Source organism: Lutibacter profundi (genome assembly GCF_001543325.1).
GTDB lineage: Bacteria > Bacteroidota > Bacteroidia > Flavobacteriales > Flavobacteriaceae > Lutibacter > Lutibacter profundi.
The window spans coordinates 1,267,649-1,289,652 of sequence record NZ_CP013355.1 but is presented as its reverse complement, the minus strand read 5'-3'; the positions used below and the strand labels follow the sequence as shown (position 1 = coordinate 1,289,652).

Annotated in this window: 19 protein-coding genes; 10 read left to right on the top strand and 9 right to left on the bottom strand. The window is 29.2% G+C overall.

Features of this window, described 5'->3' with window-relative positions:
* Window positions 1-8 precede the first annotated feature (8 nt).
* The gene (locus tag Lupro_RS05785) at window positions 9-2,126 is read right to left on the bottom strand and encodes a carboxy terminal-processing peptidase (protein ID WP_068207187.1); all 2,118 of its coding nucleotides are present in this window, start codon (window positions 2,124-2,126) and stop codon (window positions 9-11) included.
* Window positions 2,127-2,387: 261 nt separating this feature from the next.
* Between Lupro_RS05785 and surE the strand changes: the two genes are divergently transcribed.
* The 4 genes from surE (at window position 2,388) to Lupro_RS05765 (ending at window position 5,173) form a co-directional block, all read left to right on the top strand.
* Window positions 2,388-3,152 carry a 5'/3'-nucleotidase SurE gene (gene surE, locus Lupro_RS05780; RefSeq protein ID WP_068207184.1) on the top strand — a complete coding sequence of 255 codons (765 nt, stop codon included), beginning with the start codon at window positions 2,388-2,390 and terminating at the stop codon, window positions 3,150-3,152.
* A gap of 16 nt (window positions 3,153-3,168) precedes the next feature.
* The gene (locus tag Lupro_RS05775) at window positions 3,169-3,453 is read left to right on the top strand and encodes a hypothetical protein (RefSeq protein ID WP_068207182.1); all 285 of its coding nucleotides are present in this window, start codon (window positions 3,169-3,171) and stop codon (window positions 3,451-3,453) included.
* Window positions 3,454-3,462: 9 nt separating this feature from the next.
* Window positions 3,463-4,566, top strand: a complete 1,104-nt coding sequence (lpxB, locus tag Lupro_RS05770) for a lipid-A-disaccharide synthase (RefSeq protein WP_068207179.1) — start codon at window positions 3,463-3,465, stop codon at window positions 4,564-4,566.
* Between the two features lie 169 nt (window positions 4,567-4,735).
* A complete protein-coding gene (locus Lupro_RS05765; RefSeq protein WP_068207177.1) occupies window positions 4,736-5,173 on the top strand; it encodes a universal stress protein in 438 nt (145 codons plus the stop codon).
* Between the two features lie 162 nt (window positions 5,174-5,335).
* On the opposite strand, the gene Lupro_RS05760 is transcribed toward Lupro_RS05765, so the two are convergent.
* Window positions 5,336-6,223 (bottom strand): hypothetical protein, encoded by an 888-nt coding sequence (locus Lupro_RS05760; protein ID WP_068207174.1) that lies wholly within the window; start codon window positions 6,221-6,223, stop codon window positions 5,336-5,338.
* A gap of 98 nt (window positions 6,224-6,321) precedes the next feature.
* Here Lupro_RS05760 and Lupro_RS13785 point away from each other — a divergent pair, with 98 nt between their 5' ends.
* Together Lupro_RS13785 and Lupro_RS13780 are read left to right on the top strand one after the other, a co-directional pair.
* Complete coding sequence (locus Lupro_RS13785) at window positions 6,322-7,389, top strand: ComEC/Rec2 family competence protein (protein ID WP_068207171.1); 1,068 nt, start codon at window positions 6,322-6,324, stop codon at window positions 7,387-7,389.
* A gap of 40 nt (window positions 7,390-7,429) precedes the next feature.
* Window positions 7,430-8,374, top strand: coding sequence for a ComEC/Rec2 family competence protein (locus Lupro_RS13780; protein WP_237049962.1), 945 nt, complete (start codon window positions 7,430-7,432; stop codon window positions 8,372-8,374).
* On the opposite strand, the gene Lupro_RS05745 is transcribed toward Lupro_RS13780, so the two are convergent.
* From Lupro_RS05745 to Lupro_RS05725, 5 genes are all read right to left on the bottom strand, one after another.
* Window positions 8,371-8,934 (bottom strand): thioredoxin family protein, encoded by a 564-nt coding sequence (locus Lupro_RS05745; protein WP_068207166.1) that lies wholly within the window; start codon window positions 8,932-8,934, stop codon window positions 8,371-8,373. The two genes, Lupro_RS13780 and Lupro_RS05745, sit on opposite strands and share 4 nt — an antisense overlap.
* Window positions 8,935-9,014: 80 nt before the next feature.
* Window positions 9,015-11,045: a peptide MFS transporter gene (locus Lupro_RS05740; RefSeq protein ID WP_068207163.1), complete on the bottom strand. Its 2,031-nt coding sequence runs from the start codon at window positions 11,043-11,045 to the stop codon at window positions 9,015-9,017.
* Between the two features lie 120 nt (window positions 11,046-11,165).
* On the bottom strand, window positions 11,166-12,644 hold the full coding sequence (locus Lupro_RS05735) for an MFS transporter (RefSeq protein ID WP_068207160.1): 1,479 nt from the start codon (window positions 12,642-12,644) through the stop codon (window positions 11,166-11,168).
* An 82-nt stretch (window positions 12,645-12,726) separates the two neighbouring features.
* On the bottom strand, window positions 12,727-14,220 hold the full coding sequence (locus tag Lupro_RS05730) for a peptide MFS transporter (RefSeq protein WP_068207157.1): 1,494 nt from the start codon (window positions 14,218-14,220) through the stop codon (window positions 12,727-12,729).
* A gap of 15 nt (window positions 14,221-14,235) precedes the next feature.
* A complete protein-coding gene (locus tag Lupro_RS05725; RefSeq protein ID WP_068207154.1) occupies window positions 14,236-16,401 on the bottom strand; it encodes a S9 family peptidase in 2,166 nt (721 codons plus the stop codon).
* Between the two features lie 149 nt (window positions 16,402-16,550).
* Here Lupro_RS05725 and Lupro_RS05720 point away from each other — a divergent pair, with 149 nt between their 5' ends.
* The 4 genes from Lupro_RS05720 to Lupro_RS05705 all read left to right on the top strand — a co-directional run bounded on the left by Lupro_RS05720 (window position 16,551) and on the right by Lupro_RS05705 (window position 20,625).
* On the top strand, window positions 16,551-17,825 hold the full coding sequence (locus Lupro_RS05720; protein ID WP_068207151.1) for a hydroxymethylglutaryl-CoA reductase, degradative: 1,275 nt from the start codon (window positions 16,551-16,553) through the stop codon (window positions 17,823-17,825).
* Window positions 17,826-17,917: 92 nt separating this feature from the next.
* Window positions 17,918-18,250 carry a GIY-YIG nuclease family protein gene (locus Lupro_RS05715; RefSeq protein WP_068207149.1) on the top strand — a complete coding sequence of 111 codons (333 nt, stop codon included), beginning with the start codon at window positions 17,918-17,920 and terminating at the stop codon, window positions 18,248-18,250.
* A gap of 109 nt (window positions 18,251-18,359) precedes the next feature.
* Window positions 18,360-19,289 (top strand): GYDIA family GHMP kinase, encoded by a 930-nt coding sequence (locus Lupro_RS05710; RefSeq protein WP_068207146.1) that lies wholly within the window; start codon window positions 18,360-18,362, stop codon window positions 19,287-19,289.
* Window positions 19,290-19,413: 124 nt separating this feature from the next.
* Window positions 19,414-20,625 (top strand): BaiN/RdsA family NAD(P)/FAD-dependent oxidoreductase, encoded by a 1,212-nt coding sequence (locus tag Lupro_RS05705; protein ID WP_068207141.1) that lies wholly within the window; start codon window positions 19,414-19,416, stop codon window positions 20,623-20,625.
* Window positions 20,626-20,749: 124 nt separating this feature from the next.
* On the opposite strand, the gene Lupro_RS05700 is transcribed toward Lupro_RS05705, so the two are convergent.
* The gene (locus tag Lupro_RS05700; protein WP_068207138.1) at window positions 20,750-20,986 is read right to left on the bottom strand and encodes a hypothetical protein; all 237 of its coding nucleotides are present in this window, start codon (window positions 20,984-20,986) and stop codon (window positions 20,750-20,752) included.
* Between the two features lie 12 nt (window positions 20,987-20,998).
* On the bottom strand, window positions 20,999-21,607 hold the full coding sequence (locus Lupro_RS05695; protein WP_068207135.1) for a thiamine diphosphokinase: 609 nt from the start codon (window positions 21,605-21,607) through the stop codon (window positions 20,999-21,001).
* Window positions 21,608-22,004 lie beyond the last annotated feature (397 nt).

The window sequence follows — 22,004 nt, the reverse complement described above, 5'->3', positions numbered from 1 at the left end:
AGTAAAGTTTAATTTTTAACTAATTGATCTTGTGGTTTTATTTTTAAATCACTTAAAACGTTTAATGCTTCTTCAACATAAATATCATTTTTTAAATTTTTATGCCAAGCTTCACGTTTTTCAGCTAAATCCTTATCGTTTTGTAACAACACTTTTTCATATAGAGGGGATGTATATGTTAAATTAGAGGTGTAATCACCAATAGCTTTATATTTTAAAGATTGATTTTTGTGATATTCTAAATCTTTTTCATAGGCTTTATAATTCAAATATATAACTGTATCATCCTGAGATTTTTTCAGCCACTTTGCATTCTGATCAATTAATTTAAAGTAGTTATTATTGGAAATTCGTTTCTTACTTCTGTTAATTGTTTGGTTAAAATTTTCATAATTATTCCAAAAGGTATAGTTGGCAGGTTCAACTTTGTCAAATTTTAAGGGATTTTCTAAGTCACGTTCACCAATATTCATATAAGTATATCTGTCTGGTAACATAATGTCAGAGTGTACACCTTCTAGTTGTGTAGAACCACCATTAATTCTATAAAACTTTTGAATAGTCATTTTTAAAGCTCCAATATCCTCATTTAAATTATGATATCTGTTAAGGTCTAAAACACTTTGTACAGTTCCTTTACCATAAGTTTGTTTTCCTCCAATAATTACAGCTCTACCATAATCTTGCATTGCAGCAGCAAAAATTTCTGATGCAGAAGCTGATAATTCGTTAACCAATACTACCAAAGGGCCATTCCACTGCATTCTAGGGTCTATATCTCTTTTAACGTTAGGTTTTCTATCTCTATATTTTACTTGAACAACAGGTCCTTTATTAATAAATAAACCAGAAATCTCTATAGCTGTTTTTAAAGACCCACCACCATTATTTCTTAAATCAAGAACTATGCCTTCAATATTTTCTTTCTTTAAGCGTTCAATTTCTTGAGCCATATCTGTTGCGGAATTTCTATAGTTTTTTTCATCAAAATCAATATAAAATTTAGGTAAATTAATAACTCCAAATGTTCTTCCTTCTTTTTTTACAATACTTGATTTAACAAATGTTTCCTCTAGTTCAACAACATCTCTTATAATTGATATTACTTTAATTGTTCCGTCTAATTTTTTAAGCGTAAGTTTAACCTCGGTACCTTTTTTCCCTTTTATAAATTCAATGGCATCGTCTAAACGCATTCCAACAATATCAACTGGCTTTTCATTACCTTGTGCTACTTTTAAAATTAAATCTCCAACCTCTAAGTCTCCTTGTTTCCAAGCTGGGCCACCAGAAATTAGTTCAATTACTTTGGTATAATCATTTTTCTTTGTAAGTCTTGCGCCAATTCCCTCCAATTTTCCGGCCATTGAAATATCAAAGCGTTTCTTCACCGTTGGGTCAAAGTAGGTTGTGTGTGGGTCAAATTCTTCAGCAATACTATTTATATAGGATGAAAACCAATCAGAGTAAGTTAACTCTTCAACACGTTGAAAATAATCACTCATATTTTCTAATGTTGCTTCTCTAGCTTCTTTTTCAAGAATGTCAAATGATTTTACGCGATATGTTTTATCTTCCTTTTTCTTGTCGTTTTCAGCAGCTATTTTATCATATAATCTAGATAATGTACTGAACTTTAACTGCTTACGCCAAGTGTTTATTATTTCATCTGAATTTTTGGCATAAGTTAAATTTTTATAAGCTACATCTATAGTTTCATTCTTGTCAAAATTAAATTTATGCGCTAATAGTTGTTTGTAAAAAGATTCAGATTCATGAACCCGTTGTTTAAATCGATTATAAACTAAAACAAAGAATGACAAATCTTCACTATTAATTTGATCATCAATTTGAGTTTTGTACTTTGAAAATTCATCAATATCAGATTGTAAAAAATAACGTTTAGAAGGGTCTAATCCCTCTAAAAAACGAGTATATACTTTTTCAGAAAAAGCATCATCAATTTTTTGAGGTTTATAGTGTCCTTCTGTAAGTACATACCTTAAAATAGTAATTAAAAGTTTGTCTTTTGGATCTGTATTAATTGTATTTTCACTTGTTTGAAAGCTTGTAAATAAGCTAAAAACAAAAAGTATTGGCAATATTAGTTTAAATTTTCTATTCATCATCTGTCTAATCAATTTTATAATTAAGTAGTTTGTTATCTACCAAAATAGTGCCATTATTTTGAATAGGAGTGTAATTTAACTTTTTTTTATAGATTCTTCAAAAAGTATTTAATAATTCACAAATACTCCATTACTGTGGAGGAATTTAATTTACACAATATTAAGAATAATAATAATGAAAAATCTTCACAAAATGTTAAAGTTTAATTAAATAAAACCCAATTAAATAATGTAGTTTTGTTACTTAATTTTCAGTTTATGAATAAAAAACCTTTAATTTTAGTTGTGAATGATGATGGTATAACAGCACCAGGAATTAGAACATTAATTGCTGTTATGAACCAGATTGGTGATGTGGTTGTAGTTGCACCTGACAGTCCGCAAAGTGGTATGGGACACGCAGTTACTATTAATGAAACTTTATATTGCAATAAAGTTAAGATTGATGATGGCCCACAACAAGAATACAAATCAACAGGAACACCTGCCGATTGTGTAAAACTAGCAGTAAGTGAAATTTTAGACAGAAAGCCAGATTTGTGTGTTTCGGGTATTAACCATGGGTCAAACTCTTCAATTAATGTAATTTATTCAGGTACAATGAGTGCGGCTGTAGAAGCAGGTGTTGAAGGAATTCCTGCCATAGGATTTTCATTGTTAGATTATTCGTGGAACGCAAATTTTGAACCCTTAAAAAAATACATAAAAAAAATTGCGTTAAATGTATTAGAAAATAGTTTGCCAGATGGAGTTGTACTCAATGTAAACTTTCCAAATAATGCTACTTTTGAAGGAGTTAAAGTTTGTAGACAGGCACGTGCAAACTGGGTTGAAGAATTTGATAGAAGAACAAACCCACAGGGGCGAGTTTATTATTGGCTAACAGGGAAGTTTGTAAATATGGATAAAGGTGAAGATACTGATGAATGGGCATTGGCAAACAATTATATTTCTATAGTACCAGTACAGTTCGATCTAACTGCACATTATTTTATACCTAAGTTAAATAATTGGGACTTGTAATTTTATTTCACAAATTATGAAAAAAGAACTTTTAATTGGTTTTGTTGTTGCTTTAATAGCAACTTCTTTTGGGTGTTTTATTTTTATAGAATTCTTTTCAAATTTTAATTTTTACAAAAGTTTAGAATTAATAAAAGATGGTAATCTAGAAGGAAAAGTTTTAGTTTTAGGTGCAATTGCTAATTTTTTTGTATTTTTTGTATTTCTAAAAAAGAAACAAATTTATCGAGCTAGAGGTGTTTTATTAGAAACTTTTTTAATAGCATTAATAGTGTTTTTTTTAACCTTGTTTTCTTTTTAATTTTATAAAATGAAGTATTATATTATTTCTGGAGAAGCCTCAGGTGATTTACACGGAGCAAATTTAATGAAAGCAATTATTGAAAAAGATAAACAGGCTGAAATTAGATTTTGGGGAGGAGATTTAATGCAAGAAGTAGGAGGTGTTATGGTAAAGCATTATAAAGAGTTAGCTTTTATGGGGTTTGCTGAGGTTGTAATGAATTTACGTACCATTTATAAAAATATTAATGTTTGTAAAAAAGATATTTTAAATTTTAAACCAGATGCATTAATACTAATAGATTATCCGGGTTTTAATATGCGAATTGCCAAATTTGCTAAAAAAGAAAAAATTAAAGTTCATTACTATATTTCACCACAAATTTGGGCTTGGAAAGAAAATAGGATAAAACAGATCAAACGAGATGTTGATGAGATGTATGTGATTTTACCTTTTGAAAAAGACTTTTATGAAAAGAAACACAATTTCCCAGTACATTTTGTTGGTCACCCATTAATTGACGCAATTTCAAATAGAAAGCAAGTTGATGAAGAAACTTTTAAAAAGGAACATCATTTATCTAACAAACCAATTATCGCATTATTGCCCGGAAGTAGAAAGCAAGAAATTAAAAAAATGCTTTCGATGATGTTAAAAATGGCCGATAAATTTAAAGATTATCAATTTGTAATTGCAGGAGCTCCAAGTCAAGATTTTAAATTTTACAAGCAATTTATAGCCAAAGAGAATGTGAAATTTATAAGTAATAAAACCTATGATTTACTGTCTGTTTCCTACGCAGCAATTGTAACTTCAGGTACTGCAACTTTAGAAACAGCCTTGTTTAAAGTACCAGAAATTGTATGCTATAAAACAAGTTGGATTTCCTATCAAATAGGAAAGAGATTAATTGATTTGAAATATATTTCATTGGTGAATTTGATTATGGATAAAGAAGTAGTAAAAGAATTGATTCAAAATGAATTTAATGAGAAAAATTTAGAAAAAGAACTTCACAAAATATTAGATGGATACCAAAGAGCTTTAATATTTTTAAATTATTTTGATTTAGAAAAAAAATTAGGAGGAAAAGGAGCTTCAAAAAAAGTGGCTGAATTAATTATAAGCTAATACTATTACAATTTTTTTACGAGAGTTAACTAAATTATTAGAGTAATAAATAGGGTTTACACAAAAGTTTAAATACCTCTTTTTCTTTTGTTTAGGTAATTTTAAATTGTTTTTTTCTTTTAAATAAGACATGAATGTTGTAAATTTAAGTGTTTAAAATCACGGTATTATGGAAACAATTAAAAATATTTTAGTAGGTATTGACGGAAGTGAATCTGCACAAAATGCTGTAAATTATGCCATAAAGTTAGCAAAAGAATTAAATGCAAAATTGGAACTTATTTATGTAATTAGATATGCAATTGGGAATATTGATGGTGGTGTTTTTCCGTATGAATTAGAGCAATTTGAAAAAGAAAATGCCATTAAATTGGTTAAAAGTATAAAGAAGAAACACCCTGAAATTGAAATTAAGGATATAGAACTTGTTGGGCAACCATTGGAAGAAATTAACAATGCTATTGATTATTGGCAACCAGATTTATTTGTGATAGGGCATCATACTCATAATTTTCTTGAAAATTTATTTGCGGTAAGTTTAGAAAAAAAAATACTTAATAATTTAAAAGTCCCATTATTAATATTACCTCAAAATTATAATTTTTAATTAGCTAAAAGAGGTTGTCTGAAAAGCAATTATACTTGTCATTTTGAACAAAGTGAAAATCTCAACATTTTGATATATAAGTGTTTAATTTCAAGGAGATTCTTCATTTACATTCAGAATGACACTTTTTAGACAGCCTCTTTTATATGATGTGTTTATACTTTAGTTGCAAATACCTTCTAAGGTGTCTTCAATATTGCCAGGAGTACTCATAATTTTCATAAAAGTTCCCATAGTTAATTCAGGCCAAGATAAGGCAAGTCTGTATTTTCCATGAAGCATGGTAGCTTTTTTCCCTTGTAAAATTATTTCATAAGGCATTGCGGCAATATTGGCTTCACCAATTGTAGGTAAAAAATCGGCTTCACCATCTTCTTTACTTTGTAAACCAACGCCAAATACAGCAACTTTATCTTGTTTATATATTAATTTATACACTAAAACAGTTTGTCCTTTTTTTGCTTTTAAATTATTTTCAATTATTCTTAAACCTTCTTCAAAAGAAGCATATTCATTCAGTTCAATTGGATCTGTAAAGTAAGGCATCATTATTTTATAGTGATAATTTTTTAATTTATCAGCTTTTATAGTTCCGCCAAAAGGAGTAAAATCAGTTCCTATACTTGATAAAGCGGCCTTTAAGTCAGTGCTAAATTTTTGAAAAACATGTTTAAAAGTGCTGTAATTGTCTCTTAAATAAGCTCTTAAAAAATATTCTGGATTTGTGTAAGAAATAGTTACTTTACCATTTTTTTGAACCAATCCAATTTTAAAAACGGCAGCAAGAGCGCCTCTGTCTAATACTTTAACTACAGTGTTTTTTAAATCAGCTCTAGTGAAAGCTATAACTTTTAAAGAACTTTTGTTTTCAGGATTATAAGTTCCTAAAATGGTAAAAGAATTGTTTTTTAAAGTATTAATAACGTTATCAGAAATTTGATCCATAGTTTCACTACTTTCTCCAATTTTAAGATATGGAGATAGGTCTTGCCCAACTGAATTAAATGTAATAATAAGAATTGTAATGCTACTGAAAATTAATTTTTTCATAATTTTAAATTTAATGATTGTTCAAAATTACCTCATATTGTAATAGTTCCTGGTGATATAAATCATTTTAGTAAATTTTTTAGTAATTTTATTGCGCTATGATAAAGTTTTTAAAGTTTGTACCTGTACAACTCACTTTTTGGTTAATACTTGGTATTATTGTTGGAGATTTGGTGTTTATTAAGCCAATCTACTTGGTTGAAATACTTACGTTATTAATAGGTACACTACTATTCGCATATTTTAAAGCAAATAAAGAATTGCAACCGTCTTTTAGTTTTACACTATTGGTGTTTTTAATTTCTTTTTTTATTGGAATAAGCTCTGTGACCTATAAAAACTTGTTAAATAGTAAATTACATTATGCTAATTCTACAAAATTTAGTTTAGAAAAGCAAGTAACAATACAAATAAAAATTAGTAAAATATTAAAGCCAACAGATTTTTATAACAAATATGAAGCTACAGTTTTACAATTAGAAGGAGAAAAAGCGATTGGAAAAATTTTAGTAAACATTCAAAAGGATAGTATTAATAATCTATTAGAAATAGATACAGGTTTATTAGTTGGAACATCATTTAAAAATATAAGAGAGCCGTTAAACCCTTACAGTTTTAATTATAAAAAATACCTAAAAAATCACCAAATTTATCATCAAATAAACCTTTATAAACATGAGTTTTTAGTATCTCAAAAAACGAATTCAACACTTAGAGGGCTTGCTGCAAAAATTAGAAATGAGATAATTAAATCATTAAAAAAGAAAGAATTTAAAAAAGATGAACTCGCTGTTATTACCGCATTATTGTTAGGGCAAAGAAATTCAATTACTAAAGATTTATTACAGAGTTATATAAGTGCTGGAGCCATTCATATTTTAGCTGTTTCAGGATTGCACATTGGTATTATTTTATTGCTGTTAATGTTTATATGTAAACCAATTCATAATTTTAAAAACGGAAAATTTATAGCAACGGTACTAATTGTTTTAATACTTTGGGTATATGCAGTAATTGCAGGTTTATCGGCTTCAGTTGTTAGGGCAGTTACTATGTTTACAGTATTAACAATTGGTTTGCAGTTAAATAGGCGTTCAAACATTTATAATTCGTTGATTGTTTCTATTTTTATTTTATTGTTGTTTAACCCTTACTTATTTATTTGAAGTTGGTTTTCAGTTAAGTTATTTGGCGGTTTTTGCCATTGTGTGGATTCAGCCAAAATTATATAGTATATGGAAGCCAAAATTATGGTTGCCTACTAAAATGTGGCAATTATTTACAGTATCTATTGCTGCTCAACTAGGAGTTTTACCTTTAAGTTTGTATTATTTTCATCAATTTCCCGGATTGTTTTTTATGTCTAACTTGATAATAATTCCATTTTTAGGAATTATTTTATTGGTTGGAATTATAGTTATATTACTTTCGGTTTTTGAAATATTACCTCAATTCATAGGAGATTTTTATAGCTATGTAATTTATGCAATGAATAATTTTGTTAGTTGGATTGCACAACAAGAAGATTTTGTAATTCAAAATATCTCATTTTCACTAGTATTAATGTTGTTGTTTTATGTGTTCATATTTGGCACAATGAAGTGGATAGAAAAAAGGAGTTTTCATCGTTTAGCCTTCGTGTTAGTTTCTGTAATAGCAATTCAATTAATTGTTATTTTCGAAAAATATAAATTGCAGTCTACAAGTGAATTTATTGTTTTTAATGTCACTAGAAATAGCTTGATAACCAAGCGCTTTGGAAGTGATTTAACGCTCTATTCAAAAGATTCATTACATAAAACAAATAATATAATTACAACGTATTTGGTTGGTGCAGGAATTAAAAGGGTACAGCAGCAAAAACAAGTTAACAATTTAATTAAGTTTCATAAAGAAACTATTTTAATTGTTGATAGTTTAGAAATATATAACTTTAAATCAGTAAAACCATCTATCATATTATTAAGGCAATCTCCAAAAATTAATGTAGAAAGATTGCTTCAAAAGTTAAAACCGAAATTATTGGTTGCTGATGGGTCAAATTATAAAAGCTATATAACTAAATGGGAAGAAACCTGTTTTAAAAATAAAACTCCTTTTTACTATACAAAGCAAAAAGGAGCATTTATATTAAAGGAACCTTTATATTAGTTTTTAAATTTTGGAACAAAATTGGTTTTATAGTCTTCCCAGGCTTCTTGAGTTATATTTTTAACATCAACAGATGTAAAAAACTTTAGGAATAGCTCTAGTTGCCGAGGTGTTTTATACCCAGTAATTGGAGCAATAGGATTTGCTTCTTCATCTAAAAACAAGATAGTTGGATAGGCTCTTACACCAAAATAACTAGATAATTGGTGAGAACTGTTTCTCCCAGTAGTATTAGACCTAAAATTGGGATTTGTATAAGTTTTTCCTTTGAATTTAATAACCTCGTTTCCTTCAGCATTAAATTTTACAGCATAATAATTTTTATTAATAAAATTGGCAACATCATTATTGTTAAAAGTATTTTTATCTAACATTTTACAAGGGCCACACCAAATTGTAAAGGCATCCATAATAATTTTTTTAGGTACTGTTTTTTGAGCTTCAACGGCTTCTTCTAGTGTCATCCAATTAATTTTAGCCTTTTCTTCTTTTTTCGCCGAAAAAGAATAAAAAACACCAATGGCAAGTGCCAAAGTTAATACGATATATATTTTTTTCATTAGGTATTTGTTTTTAGGGTTAGACGAATATTTTTCATGTTATTAACAAAAATGATTCCGAAATTAAAAATAATTTTTAATTATTTAACACCATGCATTAATTTTTTTAGTACAGGATTTAATAATAGGGCAATAATACCAATAAAAATGGGAACAAATGTAAAAATCAAAAAGAAAGTTGAAATATCGTATTTTGCTGTTATATCATCAATCATTGATCCCATTTTACCCGATGCTTTATTGCCAATGGCTAAAGCTAAATACCAAACCCCAAACATAAATGCTATCATTCTAGGAGGTACTAATTTACTGACATAAGAAAGACCAACAGGTGAAACGCAAAGTTCTCCCAACGTATGAAATAAATAAGCGAGAATTAGCCAAATGATACTTACTGATGCTGTTTTTGCACCTTGAGGAATTCCTGAAGCTCCAAAAGCTAAAAAAGCAAATCCAATACCTAAGAAAAATAATCCGATAGCATATTTATTGGCAGGTTTCGGATTGTATTTACTTTCCCACCACTTAGAAAATAAAGGGGCAAAAGCAATGATAAATAAGGAGTTTAAAATTAAAAACCAAGTTGCAGGGATTTGAATTTCATTATCCTTTTTTCGAACAACTGTTGCAGCAATAGTTGTATTAACTTTACTAGCTTCGTTAGTAGTTAAGTATTTATAATTTACGCCTTTTTTATCAATATCAATAATAGAAATTTTATCGTTTTTAACAAAATCATTAGATGATCTGATTACAGTTTTGTTGTTGATTAGAATTGCATTTTCAGGTATTAAAGTTTTAGAAGTAATAGGAAACTCTTTTAGAATTTCTTCACCATCAACATTTTTTTTAGGTATTTGATATGTTTGGTAGTTAATTTCATAAGAAAAAGTATTGAAGTTATTGTAAATTTTCCAAGCTACAATTCCCCAAATTAAAACAAAGCTAAATCCTAGAATTAGATTTGATAGAAAATATTTTTTGAAGGTTTGTTTAAATAATAAAAATAAGACGTATGTAATAATTACTATGGGTACAACAGTAATAATAATATCGATAATATTAAAAAGTAATGCCGATTTTCCAGATAAAATTCGACTTGTGTAATCTTTTGCAAATATACTCATAGAGCCACCAGCTTGTTCAAATGAAGCCCAAAAGAAAATAATAAAGAAGGCAAAAATAACCACAGCAAACATTTTGTCTCTTGTTATTGGGCTATAGCGTACAATTCTAGAACCCAGTAGATAAATAAATAAAATTAAAGTAATAAGAATAGTATGACCAGCATAATCAGTACCTCCAAAACTTAACAAATTGAAATCTTCAATTTTAGAAAGAGGATCGTTAATAATCCAAGTTAAACCTGTTACAGCAATAAAAACAATTAAAATTTTATCTAGTAAAGTAAACGGATTTAATTTGTCTTCAATTTCAGTATGATTATCAGCTTCAATAGTTGTATTTTCTTTATTTGGTTTTTTACCAACTTCGCCAAAAATACCTTGTGCCAATGTAAACTGCAACAAACCTAGTAACATAAATATTCCAGCCAATCCAAATCCCCAGCTCCATCCTAAAATTTCACCTAAATATCCACACAACATAATTCCAAGAAAAGCACCTGCATTAACGCCCATGTAAAAAATAGTATAAGCACCATCTTTTTTTTCAGGGAAGTCTTTGTATAAAATTGAAATAAATGAACTCATGTTTGGTTTAAAAAAACCGGTACCAATAACTAACAGTCCTAATCCTAAATATAAAAAAAATGAATTTGATTCAATTGCCATACTGGCATGACCTAGTGTCATAATTAATGCGCCAATAATAATGGCTTTGCGGTTTCCTAAATATTTATCGGCTAAAGTTCCACCAATTATTGGGGTTAAATACAATAACGCTAAGTAAGTTCCGTACAGAGCTAAAGCATTTTCTCTTGGCCAGTCCCAGCCACCAATTCCTAAGGCGCTTACTAAAAATAACACCAAGAGGGCTCGCATTCCATAAAAAGAAAAACGTTCCCACATTTCTGTAAAAAACAATACAAAAAGTCCGGCAGGATGGCCTAATACTTGAGTTTTGAAAAAATCGTTTGAAGATGTATTCATTAAATTATAAATTAGTTTAAAAAATTGAAAATGTGACCTCAACTGTCATTTTGAGCGGAGTTAAAAAATCTAATTTGTTAATAATAAATACATTTCAACTGCACTCAATGAGGCATTTTTTTATGAAGCTATTTTTATTTTTTTATTAATTATGGCATTGTAAATAAAAAGACCAATAATGGTAAGTAAACCTATACCTGCAATAACGTACCAAATATTTCCAGGATGGTACGTGTTCCATAGAAAAGTAGTCATCTCATCTGCACCCATTTGTAATTTTTGGGCAGCTTCAGTATAAAAATTATTTTTAGTATATTCTAATGTTATTTCAGGTAATTCAATGCTTCTTTTAGCTAATTCTTCACGAACGATAATTACCTTATCGGACATATTTGCATATAAATCTCCCGTAATCCATTTGGTTAAGAAATTTGCTACTGCAATTGGTAAAAAATAAGTTCCCATGTACAATGCTTCTTTACCTTTTGGCGAAATTTTGGCAATATAATCTGAAAATTTAGGATTGGATGTCATTTCGCCAATAGCGAAAATTAAAATACCAATTATTGTGTAGAAAATATTATCTGTATAAAAGGAAAGCGCAATACCTATAATTGCAATTGTAATACCAGTCATCATAGCGCTAATAGGTTTCCATTTAAGAATAATGGTAGAAATTATCATTTGTAGTATAACAATAAAAAAGGCATCCATATTAACAATTTGTTCAGGATTAATTCCTCCATCTTTGTTTTTGTAGAAATCAGCAATGCCAGGTAATGTACTGTGTAACGATTCATATAATGGTTTTGTATTTACCCACTCTTCAATAAATACAGGAAGTGTATAAAAAAGTTGATTAAACATTAACCAAAAACCTACCATAATTAATAAAAGCATTGTAAGTTTCATATCAGAAAGAGCTTCCAAGATGTTTATTAAAGATTTTTTAATGGTACTCCCAAAAGAATCTTCTGTTTTTTCTCTATTAGGTTCTTTAAAAAAGAATAATACTAAAAGTAAATTAACAGCTATTGCACAAGCAGCCATAACAAAAACAATTTTCCAACCATATTCATCTCTTAATTTACCAGAAAATAATGGTCCAAAAAACCCACCAATATTTACCATCATATAAAAAACGCCAAACCCAAAAGATGAATTACGTTTATCAGTAGATTTAGTAACAATTGCTGAAGCAACAGGTTTAAACATAGCAGCACCAACTGCTACGATTAGAAACATGATAAAAACAGCGGTATATGATGTAACATCTCCCATAAAATAATACCCAAAACCAAGTAATAAATAAGCAATTATTAGCGATAATTTGTAACCTATTTTATCTGAGATTGCACCTGTGATAATTGGTAATAAATACAGAATGAAAGTTACATAAGACATTATTTCACCCCTTTCAATATGTGTAAATCCTAGCCCACCTTCGTCTGTTGACCCAGTTAAGTATAAAGCCAAAACAGCAAATAAGCCATACCATGCCCAACGTTCAAATAGTTCCATTACACTAGCAATCCAAAAAGGTTGTGTGAATGATTTTAAAAGGCCAATAAAGCCTAGGTCTTTGTTTTCTGTACTCATAAATTTTTGTTTTAAAATAAAAAAGCTCAAGTAATAATTATTACTTGAGCTTTTTATATATGATTCTTAATTTTTTAACATATTAGTGAATTCCTTTCATTGCTTTATTAAGTAAAGGAGATATAGTTAATAATGCTACCCCAGAGACTAACATTACCATAGTAATAAACGGGTACAATTCAAAATCGTATTTGTGTAAAATACTTTCTAACATACCAGCCATATAATTACCAGCAGCAAAACTTGCCATCCATAATCCCATTACAACCGAAACTAGTTTTGTTGGTGCCAATTTAGTAATCATTGATAAACCTATAGGAGATAACATTAATTCACCTAAAGTTAGTAGAACATATACTGAAACCAACCACCAAGGAGATACTAAATTACCACCTTCAGCAGCATTAGAAGCTTGTGTCATTACCCAAAAAGCCGCAGCACCTAAAAATAAACCAAGTGCAAATTTAATAGGTGTTCTAGGATTCCACCCTTTTTTATCTAACCATATCCACATTATTGAAAATAAGGAAGCAAAAATTAAGATGGCAAATGAATTTACATTCTGAAACCAAGTTGCTGGCATTTCCCAGCCAAACATTATTCTATCCGTATTTTCTTTTGCAAATAAACTAAAAGTTCCACCAGCTTGTTCAAAACCAGCCCAAAATACAATGTTAAAAATAGCTAAAACAATAATTACAGCCATTCGGCTCCATTCGTGAGCGCCATTGGTTCCTTTGAAAATAACATAAAATAAGCTAATAAAAATAGCTGCAAAGCCAACATAAGTAATTCCTGTTTTAATACCATCAGGTAAAAATCCCCATAAGAATATAAGTCCTAATGTACCCGCAATTAAGGAAACTACGTATATAATAATAGTTGACCAATCTTGTCCATCAAGTTTTACTTTTCCATTTTTATTATTAGGAGGTAAACCGTAATGTTCTAGAGTAGTCTCTTTCCAGTTTAACCAAAGTACACCAATAAGCATCCCAATACCAGCGGCTAAAAACCCGTAGCCCCAATTAACACTTTCTCCTAAACCACCAGCAATAAAAGTTCCTAAAATTGCACCTAAGTTAATACCTAAATAGAAGATATTAAATCCGGCATCTTTCATAGGATCATTATCATTGTAAAATTCACCAACAACAGTAGAAATATTTGGTTTAAAAAATCCATTACCAATAATTAAAACACCCAATCCAAAATTAAATAAAGATATTCTAGAATCAGGAGAAAGAGAGTGGTCTAAAAAAGAACTAGATGCCAATAAGAATTGACCAACAGCCATTACTAAACCTCCAATATAAACAGTTTTACGTTGCCCTAATAATTTATCAGAAACCCAGCCTCCTAAAATAGGAGTTAAATATACCAATCCTGTAAATATTGCGTAAATTTCTAGGGCAGCTTCTCTATCTAGGCCAAAACCATCATTAACTAATTCAGCAGTTAAGTACAAGGTTAGCAGTGCTCGCATTCCATAGTAACTAAACCGTTCCCACATTTCTGTAGCAAATAAAGTATAAAGTCCTTTTGGATGATGTTTTCTAAATGGTATTTCTTTCATAATCTAATTTGTTAATTATTTAGTTTTTTTTAAATTTTGCTCGATAAATTTAGTCATTTTATTATAAAGATGAAGCCTTGTATTTTTACCTCTGTAAATACCATGTGTTCTATCTGGATAAAAAGCTTGATCAAAAGGTTTGTTAGCTTCAATTAAAGCATTTGACATTCTCATAGAATTTTGAAAATGAACATTATCATCACCACTTCCGTGCACTAATAAAAAATTACCGTTCAGTAGATTTACGTAATTTAATGGTGAGTTTTCATCATAGCCATTTGGGTTTTCTTGAGGTGTTTGCATATATCGTTCTGTATAAATTGAATCGTAAAATCGCCAGCTAATAACTGGAGCAACAGCAATGGCCATTTTAAAAACATCATTTCCCTTTAGCAAACAGTTTGAAGACATAAACCCACCATAACTCCAACCCCAAATTCCAATTTCATTTGCATCAATAAAAGGCAATTTACCTAATTCTTTTGCAGCTTCAATTTGATCTAAAACTTCATATTTACCTAACTCTTTATAGGTGATTTTTTTAAAATTAGCACCTTTAAATCCAGTTCCTCTTCCATCCACACAAACAATAACATATCCTTTTTCGGCTAATAATTTGTGCCAGTAATCGTTTGCACTATTCCATTTATTACTAACTGATTGTGAGCCCGGACCAGAATATTGAGTCATAAACAAAGGATATTCTTTATTTGCATCAAAATTTAAAGGCTTTAACATCCACGCATTAAATGCTCCATTTCCTGTTTTTAAAGTAAAGAATTCTTTTTTTGCTAAATTATACGTGCTTAATTTTTCTAAAAGTGCGTTGTTATTTAAAACTTCTTTTATTAATTCTCCACTTCCATTGTACAAGTTATAAATTGGGGGTGTATTAGCATCGGAAAAAGTATTGATAAAAAAGTTAAAATTTTTACTAAAAGATGCACTATTTGTACCTGAAGGGTTTGTTAATCGTTTTTTGTTTTTACCATTTAACTTTATCGCATAAATAGTTCTGTTTATGGAACCATCTTCAGTAGATTGATAGAAAATAGTTTTTGTTTTTTCATTTACTCCATAAAAATCAGTTACTTCCCAATTTCCGTTGGTAACTTGGTTTATTAATTTACCATTTTTAGTATAGTGGTAAATATGATTAAATCCGTCTTTTTCACTAGTCCAAATAAAACTGTTATCATTTAAAAAGGTTAAATTATCATTAACATCAACATAGGCTTTATCGGTTTCATTGAAAACCACTTTTGATGAAAAATTAACGGTATTTATAAAATACAATTTTAAATTATTTTGATGTCGGTTTAAAGTTGTAGCACATAAAATATTGATATCATTCGTCCACGTAAACCTTGGAATATATTCATAATTACCTAAATCAATTTTAGTAGTTTTGGCAGTTGTAGTGTTGTATAATTTTAAAGTAACTACTGAATTATTTTCACCTGCTTTAGGATATTTAAAAACTTGTTGAGTAGGATATAATGTATTGCCATAAATATCCATAGAAAATGTTGGGACTTCGGTTTCATCAAAGCGTAAAAATGCAATGTTTTTGCTATCGTTACTCCATTTAAAAGCACGGACAAATTCAAATTCTTCTTCATAAACCCAATCGCTAATACCATTAATAATGTTATTTTTTAACCCATCAAAAGTTATTTGAGTAACCTTATTAGTTTCTAAATTTTTAATAAAAAGATTGTTGTTTTTTGCGTAAGCAACTTTTTTACTGTCGGGTGAAAATGTAGGTTCTTGTATTTTATCTTTATCTATTAATTGTAAAGATTTTGATGCAATATCGTAAACATAAAATATTCCTAAAGTTGATCTTCGGTAAATAGGTTCAATATCAACACCTAAAATTAATTTAGTTTCATTGTTGTTGAAGGAATAATTTTCAAAATATTTTAAATTGTTTAAATCGTTGCTATCAACAATAGTTCTTACTTTTTCTAAAGTTTCATAACTATATTTGTCTATTGAAGTGCTTCTAGTTTTTCTATTAAAATTCAAGAGTGTATAAAAATCACCATTCATAGAGTTTAACTCATTCATACGTTCAGTTCTAAACGAGCCATTCCAAATTTCTTCTAAAGTAATATGTTGTTTTTGTGCAGTTGCTAAGGAAGTTATAGCTATAAAAAATACAAATATTTTTTTCATTAATTATGATTTCTTTAAATAAGCCCCAAGTTTAAGAAAAATTTAGCAAAACAGACCTGAAAAATATCATAAAAATTGACATTTATGTTATTCATCTATTTTTGTATTTAATAATTTATCTTTGTCGAAATATAAATAATAAGATAAGAATGTCTAAAGCTGTTAATGGATTTTCAAAATTAAGTAAGTTAGAAAAAATAGATTGGTTAGCCTCAAATTTTTTTAATGAAGCTAAAAAAAATAAAGAAATTTTAAAGCAATATTGGAACTCAAATGAAGTATTACAAAATTTACACGATGATTTTATAGAAAATACCATTTCTAATTTTTATATGCCATTTGCTATAGCACCTAATTTTGTAATTAATGGAAAAATATATGCAATTCCAATGGTTATAGAGGAAAGCTCGGTAGTAGCTGCAGCTTCATTGGTTGCTAAGTTTTGGAGTACACGTGACGGATTTAAAGCAAAAGTGATTTCAACTACCAAAATTGGACAAGTTCATTTTATGTATGAAGGTAATAAGCAGGAACTTTATGATTATTTCTCTTCGAAAAAGAGTGCATTATTTTCTGTTACTGAAGAAATTACCAAAAATATGCGTAAACGTGGTGGAGGAATTTTAGAGATAGAATTGAGAGATAAAACAGAAGATTTAGCAAACTATTATCAATTACATGTTACTTTTGAAACGGTTGATAGTATGGGGGCAAATTTTATAAATTCATGTTTAGAAGCTATTTCAAATGAATTTAAAAAAGAGGACACTCAAATAGTAATGAGTATTTTATCTAACTACGTTCCTGAATGTTTGGTCCGTGCTGAGGTTAGTTGCAAGGTTGACGATTTATATGCAGAAAATGCTGAGATATTATCTCAAAAATTTGTCCAAGCAATACAAATTGCAAATGCAGAACCTCATAGAGCAGTTACGCATAACAAAGGGATTATGAATGGAGTTGATGCCGTGGTTTTAGCAACAGGAAACGATTTTAGAGCTATTGAAGCCGGAGCTCATGCATACGCTTCAAAAAGCGGAAAATATAAGAGTTTAACCAATGCATCTATTGAAAATGGCACTTTTAAATTTTGGATTGAAATTCCTTTAGCATTAGGAACTGTTGGTGGATTAACAAAATTACATCCATTATCAAAATTAGCGCTAGAATTACTTGGAAACCCTTCAGCAAAGGAATTAATGGAAATTATTGCTGTAGCAGGACTAGCACAAAATTTTGCAGCTTTAAGAGCATTAACCACTACAGGAATCCAAAAAGGACATATGAAAATGCACTTAACAAATATTATTAAACAATTAGGTGCTAGCGAAGAAGAAAAAGCATTCTTAATCAATTATTTTGAAAATAAAACAGTAACACATAATGCGGTTGTTGAAGCGTATAATAAGTTGACTGGCGGCTGAGCGGAGTCGAAGCCAAAACGATGTTAAAAAGGAATTGAATTTTGAAGTGAACTGGTGGCTGAGCGGAGTCGAAGCCAATATATTAAAAAACTATGAAAAAAGGTTTTATGTACATATTGAAATGCTCAGATGGAACTTATTATACGGGGAGTACTCAAGATTTAGAATTACGTTTGCAACAACATCAAAATGGAGTTGGAGCAAATTATACAGCAAGAAGATTACCTATAAAATTGTTGTATTATGAAGAATTTCAAAGAATTGATGATGCTTTTTATAAAGAAAAACAAGTTCAAGGTTGGAGTAGGAATAAGAAAGAAGCATTAATCAAAAATAATTACAGTGATTTAGTGAAGTTTGCTGTTTGTCAAAATGAAACACATTCAGATAATAATGACTTCGACTCCGCTCAGTCACCGGAATAATATAGATGAAGGATAGAATTAATTTGATATGGTCATTGATCGGAATCGAAATTATTTAAGGTTTTGGCTTTGATTCTATTGGTTGTCACAAATGAATAGATAATAACTAATGAAAGCATTTTACAGCAACGGAAAATTATTATTAACAGGCGAATATTTTGTATTGGAAGGCGCAAAAGCATTGGCTGTTCCAACAACTTGTGGTCAAGATTTAATGGTTGAACCAATTAATGAACCTCAATTAATTTGGAACAGTTTTACAAATGAAGGTAAATGTTGGCTTGAAGCTATTTTTGATTTACCAAAACTACGTTTAGCAAGTGCTACTTTTGAATCTGGAAAAGATGGAGGGAATGATAAATTAGCTGAGAATTTAGCTAAGATTTTAAAAGAAGCTCAAAAATTAAATCCGTCTTTTTTAAAGTCAGCAACAGGATTTTTAGTGAAAACAAACCTAACATTTCCTAATAATTGGGGATTGGGAACCTCTTCAACTTTACTAAATAATATTGCCAATTGGGCAAAAATTAATCCTTATGAGTTATTAGAGAAAACTTTTGGAGGAAGTGGTTACGATATTGCTTGTGCTCAAAATAATACACCAATTTTATATGCTAAAAATGAATTTGAGCCAATTATAGAAAAAGTGAATTTCAATCCTTCATTTAAAGAAAACTTATTTTTTGTGTATTTAAATAAAAAACAAAATAGTAGAGAAGGTATTCAGCGATTTAATGAATTAAAAGGAAATTTAACTTCAGAAATAAATCAGATTTCAAATTTAACACAAGAGTTTGTAGCTTGTAATAACTTAAAAGATTTTGAAAAGCTACTAATTGAACATGAGCAAATTGTTTCAAAAACAATTCAAATAAAAACTGTTCAAGAATTATTATTTTCTGATTATTTTGGACAAACTAAAAGCTTGGGAGCTTGGGGAGGTGATTTTATTTTGGCAACAGGTAACACAGATACAACCAATTACTTTAATGAAAAAGGATTTCATACGGTAATACCTTATAAAGAATTAATTTTATAATTTGGTGGCTGAGCGGAGTCGAAGCCGTAAACTATTAAGAAAGTGATTTCGGCTCCGCTCAATCACCGTAAACCTAGATTTTTTTGTTTCTTTTTTATCAATAGAAAAAGGATACCTAGTTAATATGAAGAAAAAATTAATCATAATTGGAGGTGGAGCAGCAGGTTTTTTTGCTGCCATAAACGCGGCAGAATTAAATCCAGAAATGGAAGTTACTATTTTAGAAGGAAGCAATAATGTATTACAAAAGTTAAAAGTAAGTGGTGGCGGACGTTGCAATGTAACACACGCATGTTTTACACCTCAAGAATTAGTTGAATTTTATCCAAGAGGTAAAAAAGAGTTGCGTGGCCCATTTCATCAATTTATGACAGGTGATACTATGGAATGGTTTGAAAATAGAGAAGTTCCCTTAAAAATAGAAGATGACAATCGAGTTTTTCCAGTATCAAATTCTTCTCAAACTATTATTGATTGTTTTTTGGAAAGTGCACAAAAGGCAGGAGTTAAAGTAAAAACAAGTACAAGAGTTGAAGCAATTAAAAAAGAGGAAGATACATTTATAGTAAAAACGAATTCTAATGAATTTATAGCCGATTATTTATTGGTTGCTTCAGGAAGCAATTCAAAAGTATGGCAAATGGTTTCAGCATTAGGGCATAAAGTTATTCAACCAGTTCCTTCATTATTTACTTTCAATATTGAAGATAATAGGTTGAAAGATATTCCTGGAACTTCAGTGCCAATGGCCTCAGTAAAAGTATTGAATTCAAAACTTGATGAACAAGGTCCTTTATTAATTACACATTGGGGTTTAAGCGGACCTGGAATTTTAAAACTATCAGCTTGGGGAGCATTAGAATTTCACCAAAAAGAATATCAGTTTGAAATAGAAGTTAATTGGTTGTCTAAAAAATTAGAAACTGTTTTAGAAACATTAAAATCAACTAAAAAAGAGCATGCTAGAAAACAAGTTATTTTACGATCCGTTTTTGAAGTAATTTCAAAACGTTTATGGGAGAAACTAGTAATTGCAGCTCAAATATCTTCAAACTCTCAATGGGCACAATTAAATAATAAACAATTAGAGGCGCTGGCAAAACAACTAACGAAGTGTACTTTTAAAGTGCATGGTAAAAGTACGTTTAAAGAGGAGTTTGTAACGGCTGGAGGGATAGATTTAAAAGAAATAAATTTTAAACGTTTTGAAAGTAAGCTACACAAAAACTTATTTTTTGCAGGTGAAATTTTAAATATTGATGCAATTACTGGTGGATTTAATTTTCAAAATGCGTGGACTGGTGGGTGGGTTGTAGCTAATTCAGTTGGAGGTTAGTAGTAAATCATACGTTAACCTGAATTTATTTCAGGTTCTTACAAATAATATTACCCAGATATTTAGATTCTGAATCAAGTTCAGAATGACAGATTTGGAAATAACTAATTTTTATAACCTATAACTAATCTGCTACTTCACCTCTATGTGGTTTTAAAGCATCTCTATAAATTTTCATGTGAGATTCATCTACAATTATATATGCAATGCTGTAATTTTCAGAAAGTTGTGTAAAGTTACTTTCGTAAAAAGGTAGTTTTTCTTGTAAAGCAAATTCTTTTAGGTGAATTGCTTGATGTTCAGCAGTTTTTTCAGCATCTCTTCCTCTGAAATCCCAAATGAGTTTTAGTTTTCTATTCAATTTTAATGAGGTTTAATTATGACTAATATAAATAAGTAAATCGCCTTTTTCAAGAGAAATTTCAACTTCATTTTCAGATGCTTTATTTCTAGTTCCAATACGTTCACCAAAGGTTAATGTTTCATTTTTAATAGGGTATAATAATCCTTCGGTTACAACTCCACTTGCAATTGGTAGTGGAATTAATGAGATGTTTTTCCCAATTATATTTGTCAAATAGATACTTTCTTCAATAAAAAAGTATTTTCCAAAGTCATCAAAAAAAGTAATATTTAAACCTATTTTCCATTGTAAGGCAGTACTTATATTGCCTAAAAAATGGTCATGTTCTTTGCCACTTCCACCATAAACATCAATATGATAAAAACCACGTTGTTTTAATATTTGTAATGCTTTTTCAAAATCGGTAAAATTTTGATTGGGTGTTTTTAAAACTTCAATAGAGGTAGGTATTGAGTTAATAGAATCAAAATCGCCAGTAACTAAATCTGGTACAATGTTGTTTGCTTCAAAGTAGTTATAAGCACCATCAATAGCACAAACAATTTCATATTCAGATAAATCAGGAAGGTAACTAGGTGCTGAACCATTTAGTAAAATAAATGCCTTTTTCGTTTTCATAGATTACAAAAATAACGAAAAAGACACCTAAATATTAAATAATTCTTAAATTTTTAATAAAATTTTATAGGTTAGTAGATAACTACATATAAATTTGAAATGGTAAAACACTGAATATAAAAAGTGTAATGAAAAATAATTTGTCTGTTCGAGCGCAGTCGAGAACTATATCACACATAAATAGGTCTCGACTGTGCTCGACCTGACACAAACAAATAGAATTTATTAAATTAATTGTATGAAACTAGCTACTGACCTCTATAAAATTAATCTTTTTGCATCCATATAAGGGTGATAATTCCCAATCTACCAACTAGAAAAATATATAATCCGAAGGCAGGTGTTAGAAAGCTTATTTTTAAGCCTCTAGCCAGTATAGCAGGCGAAATCTTTTACT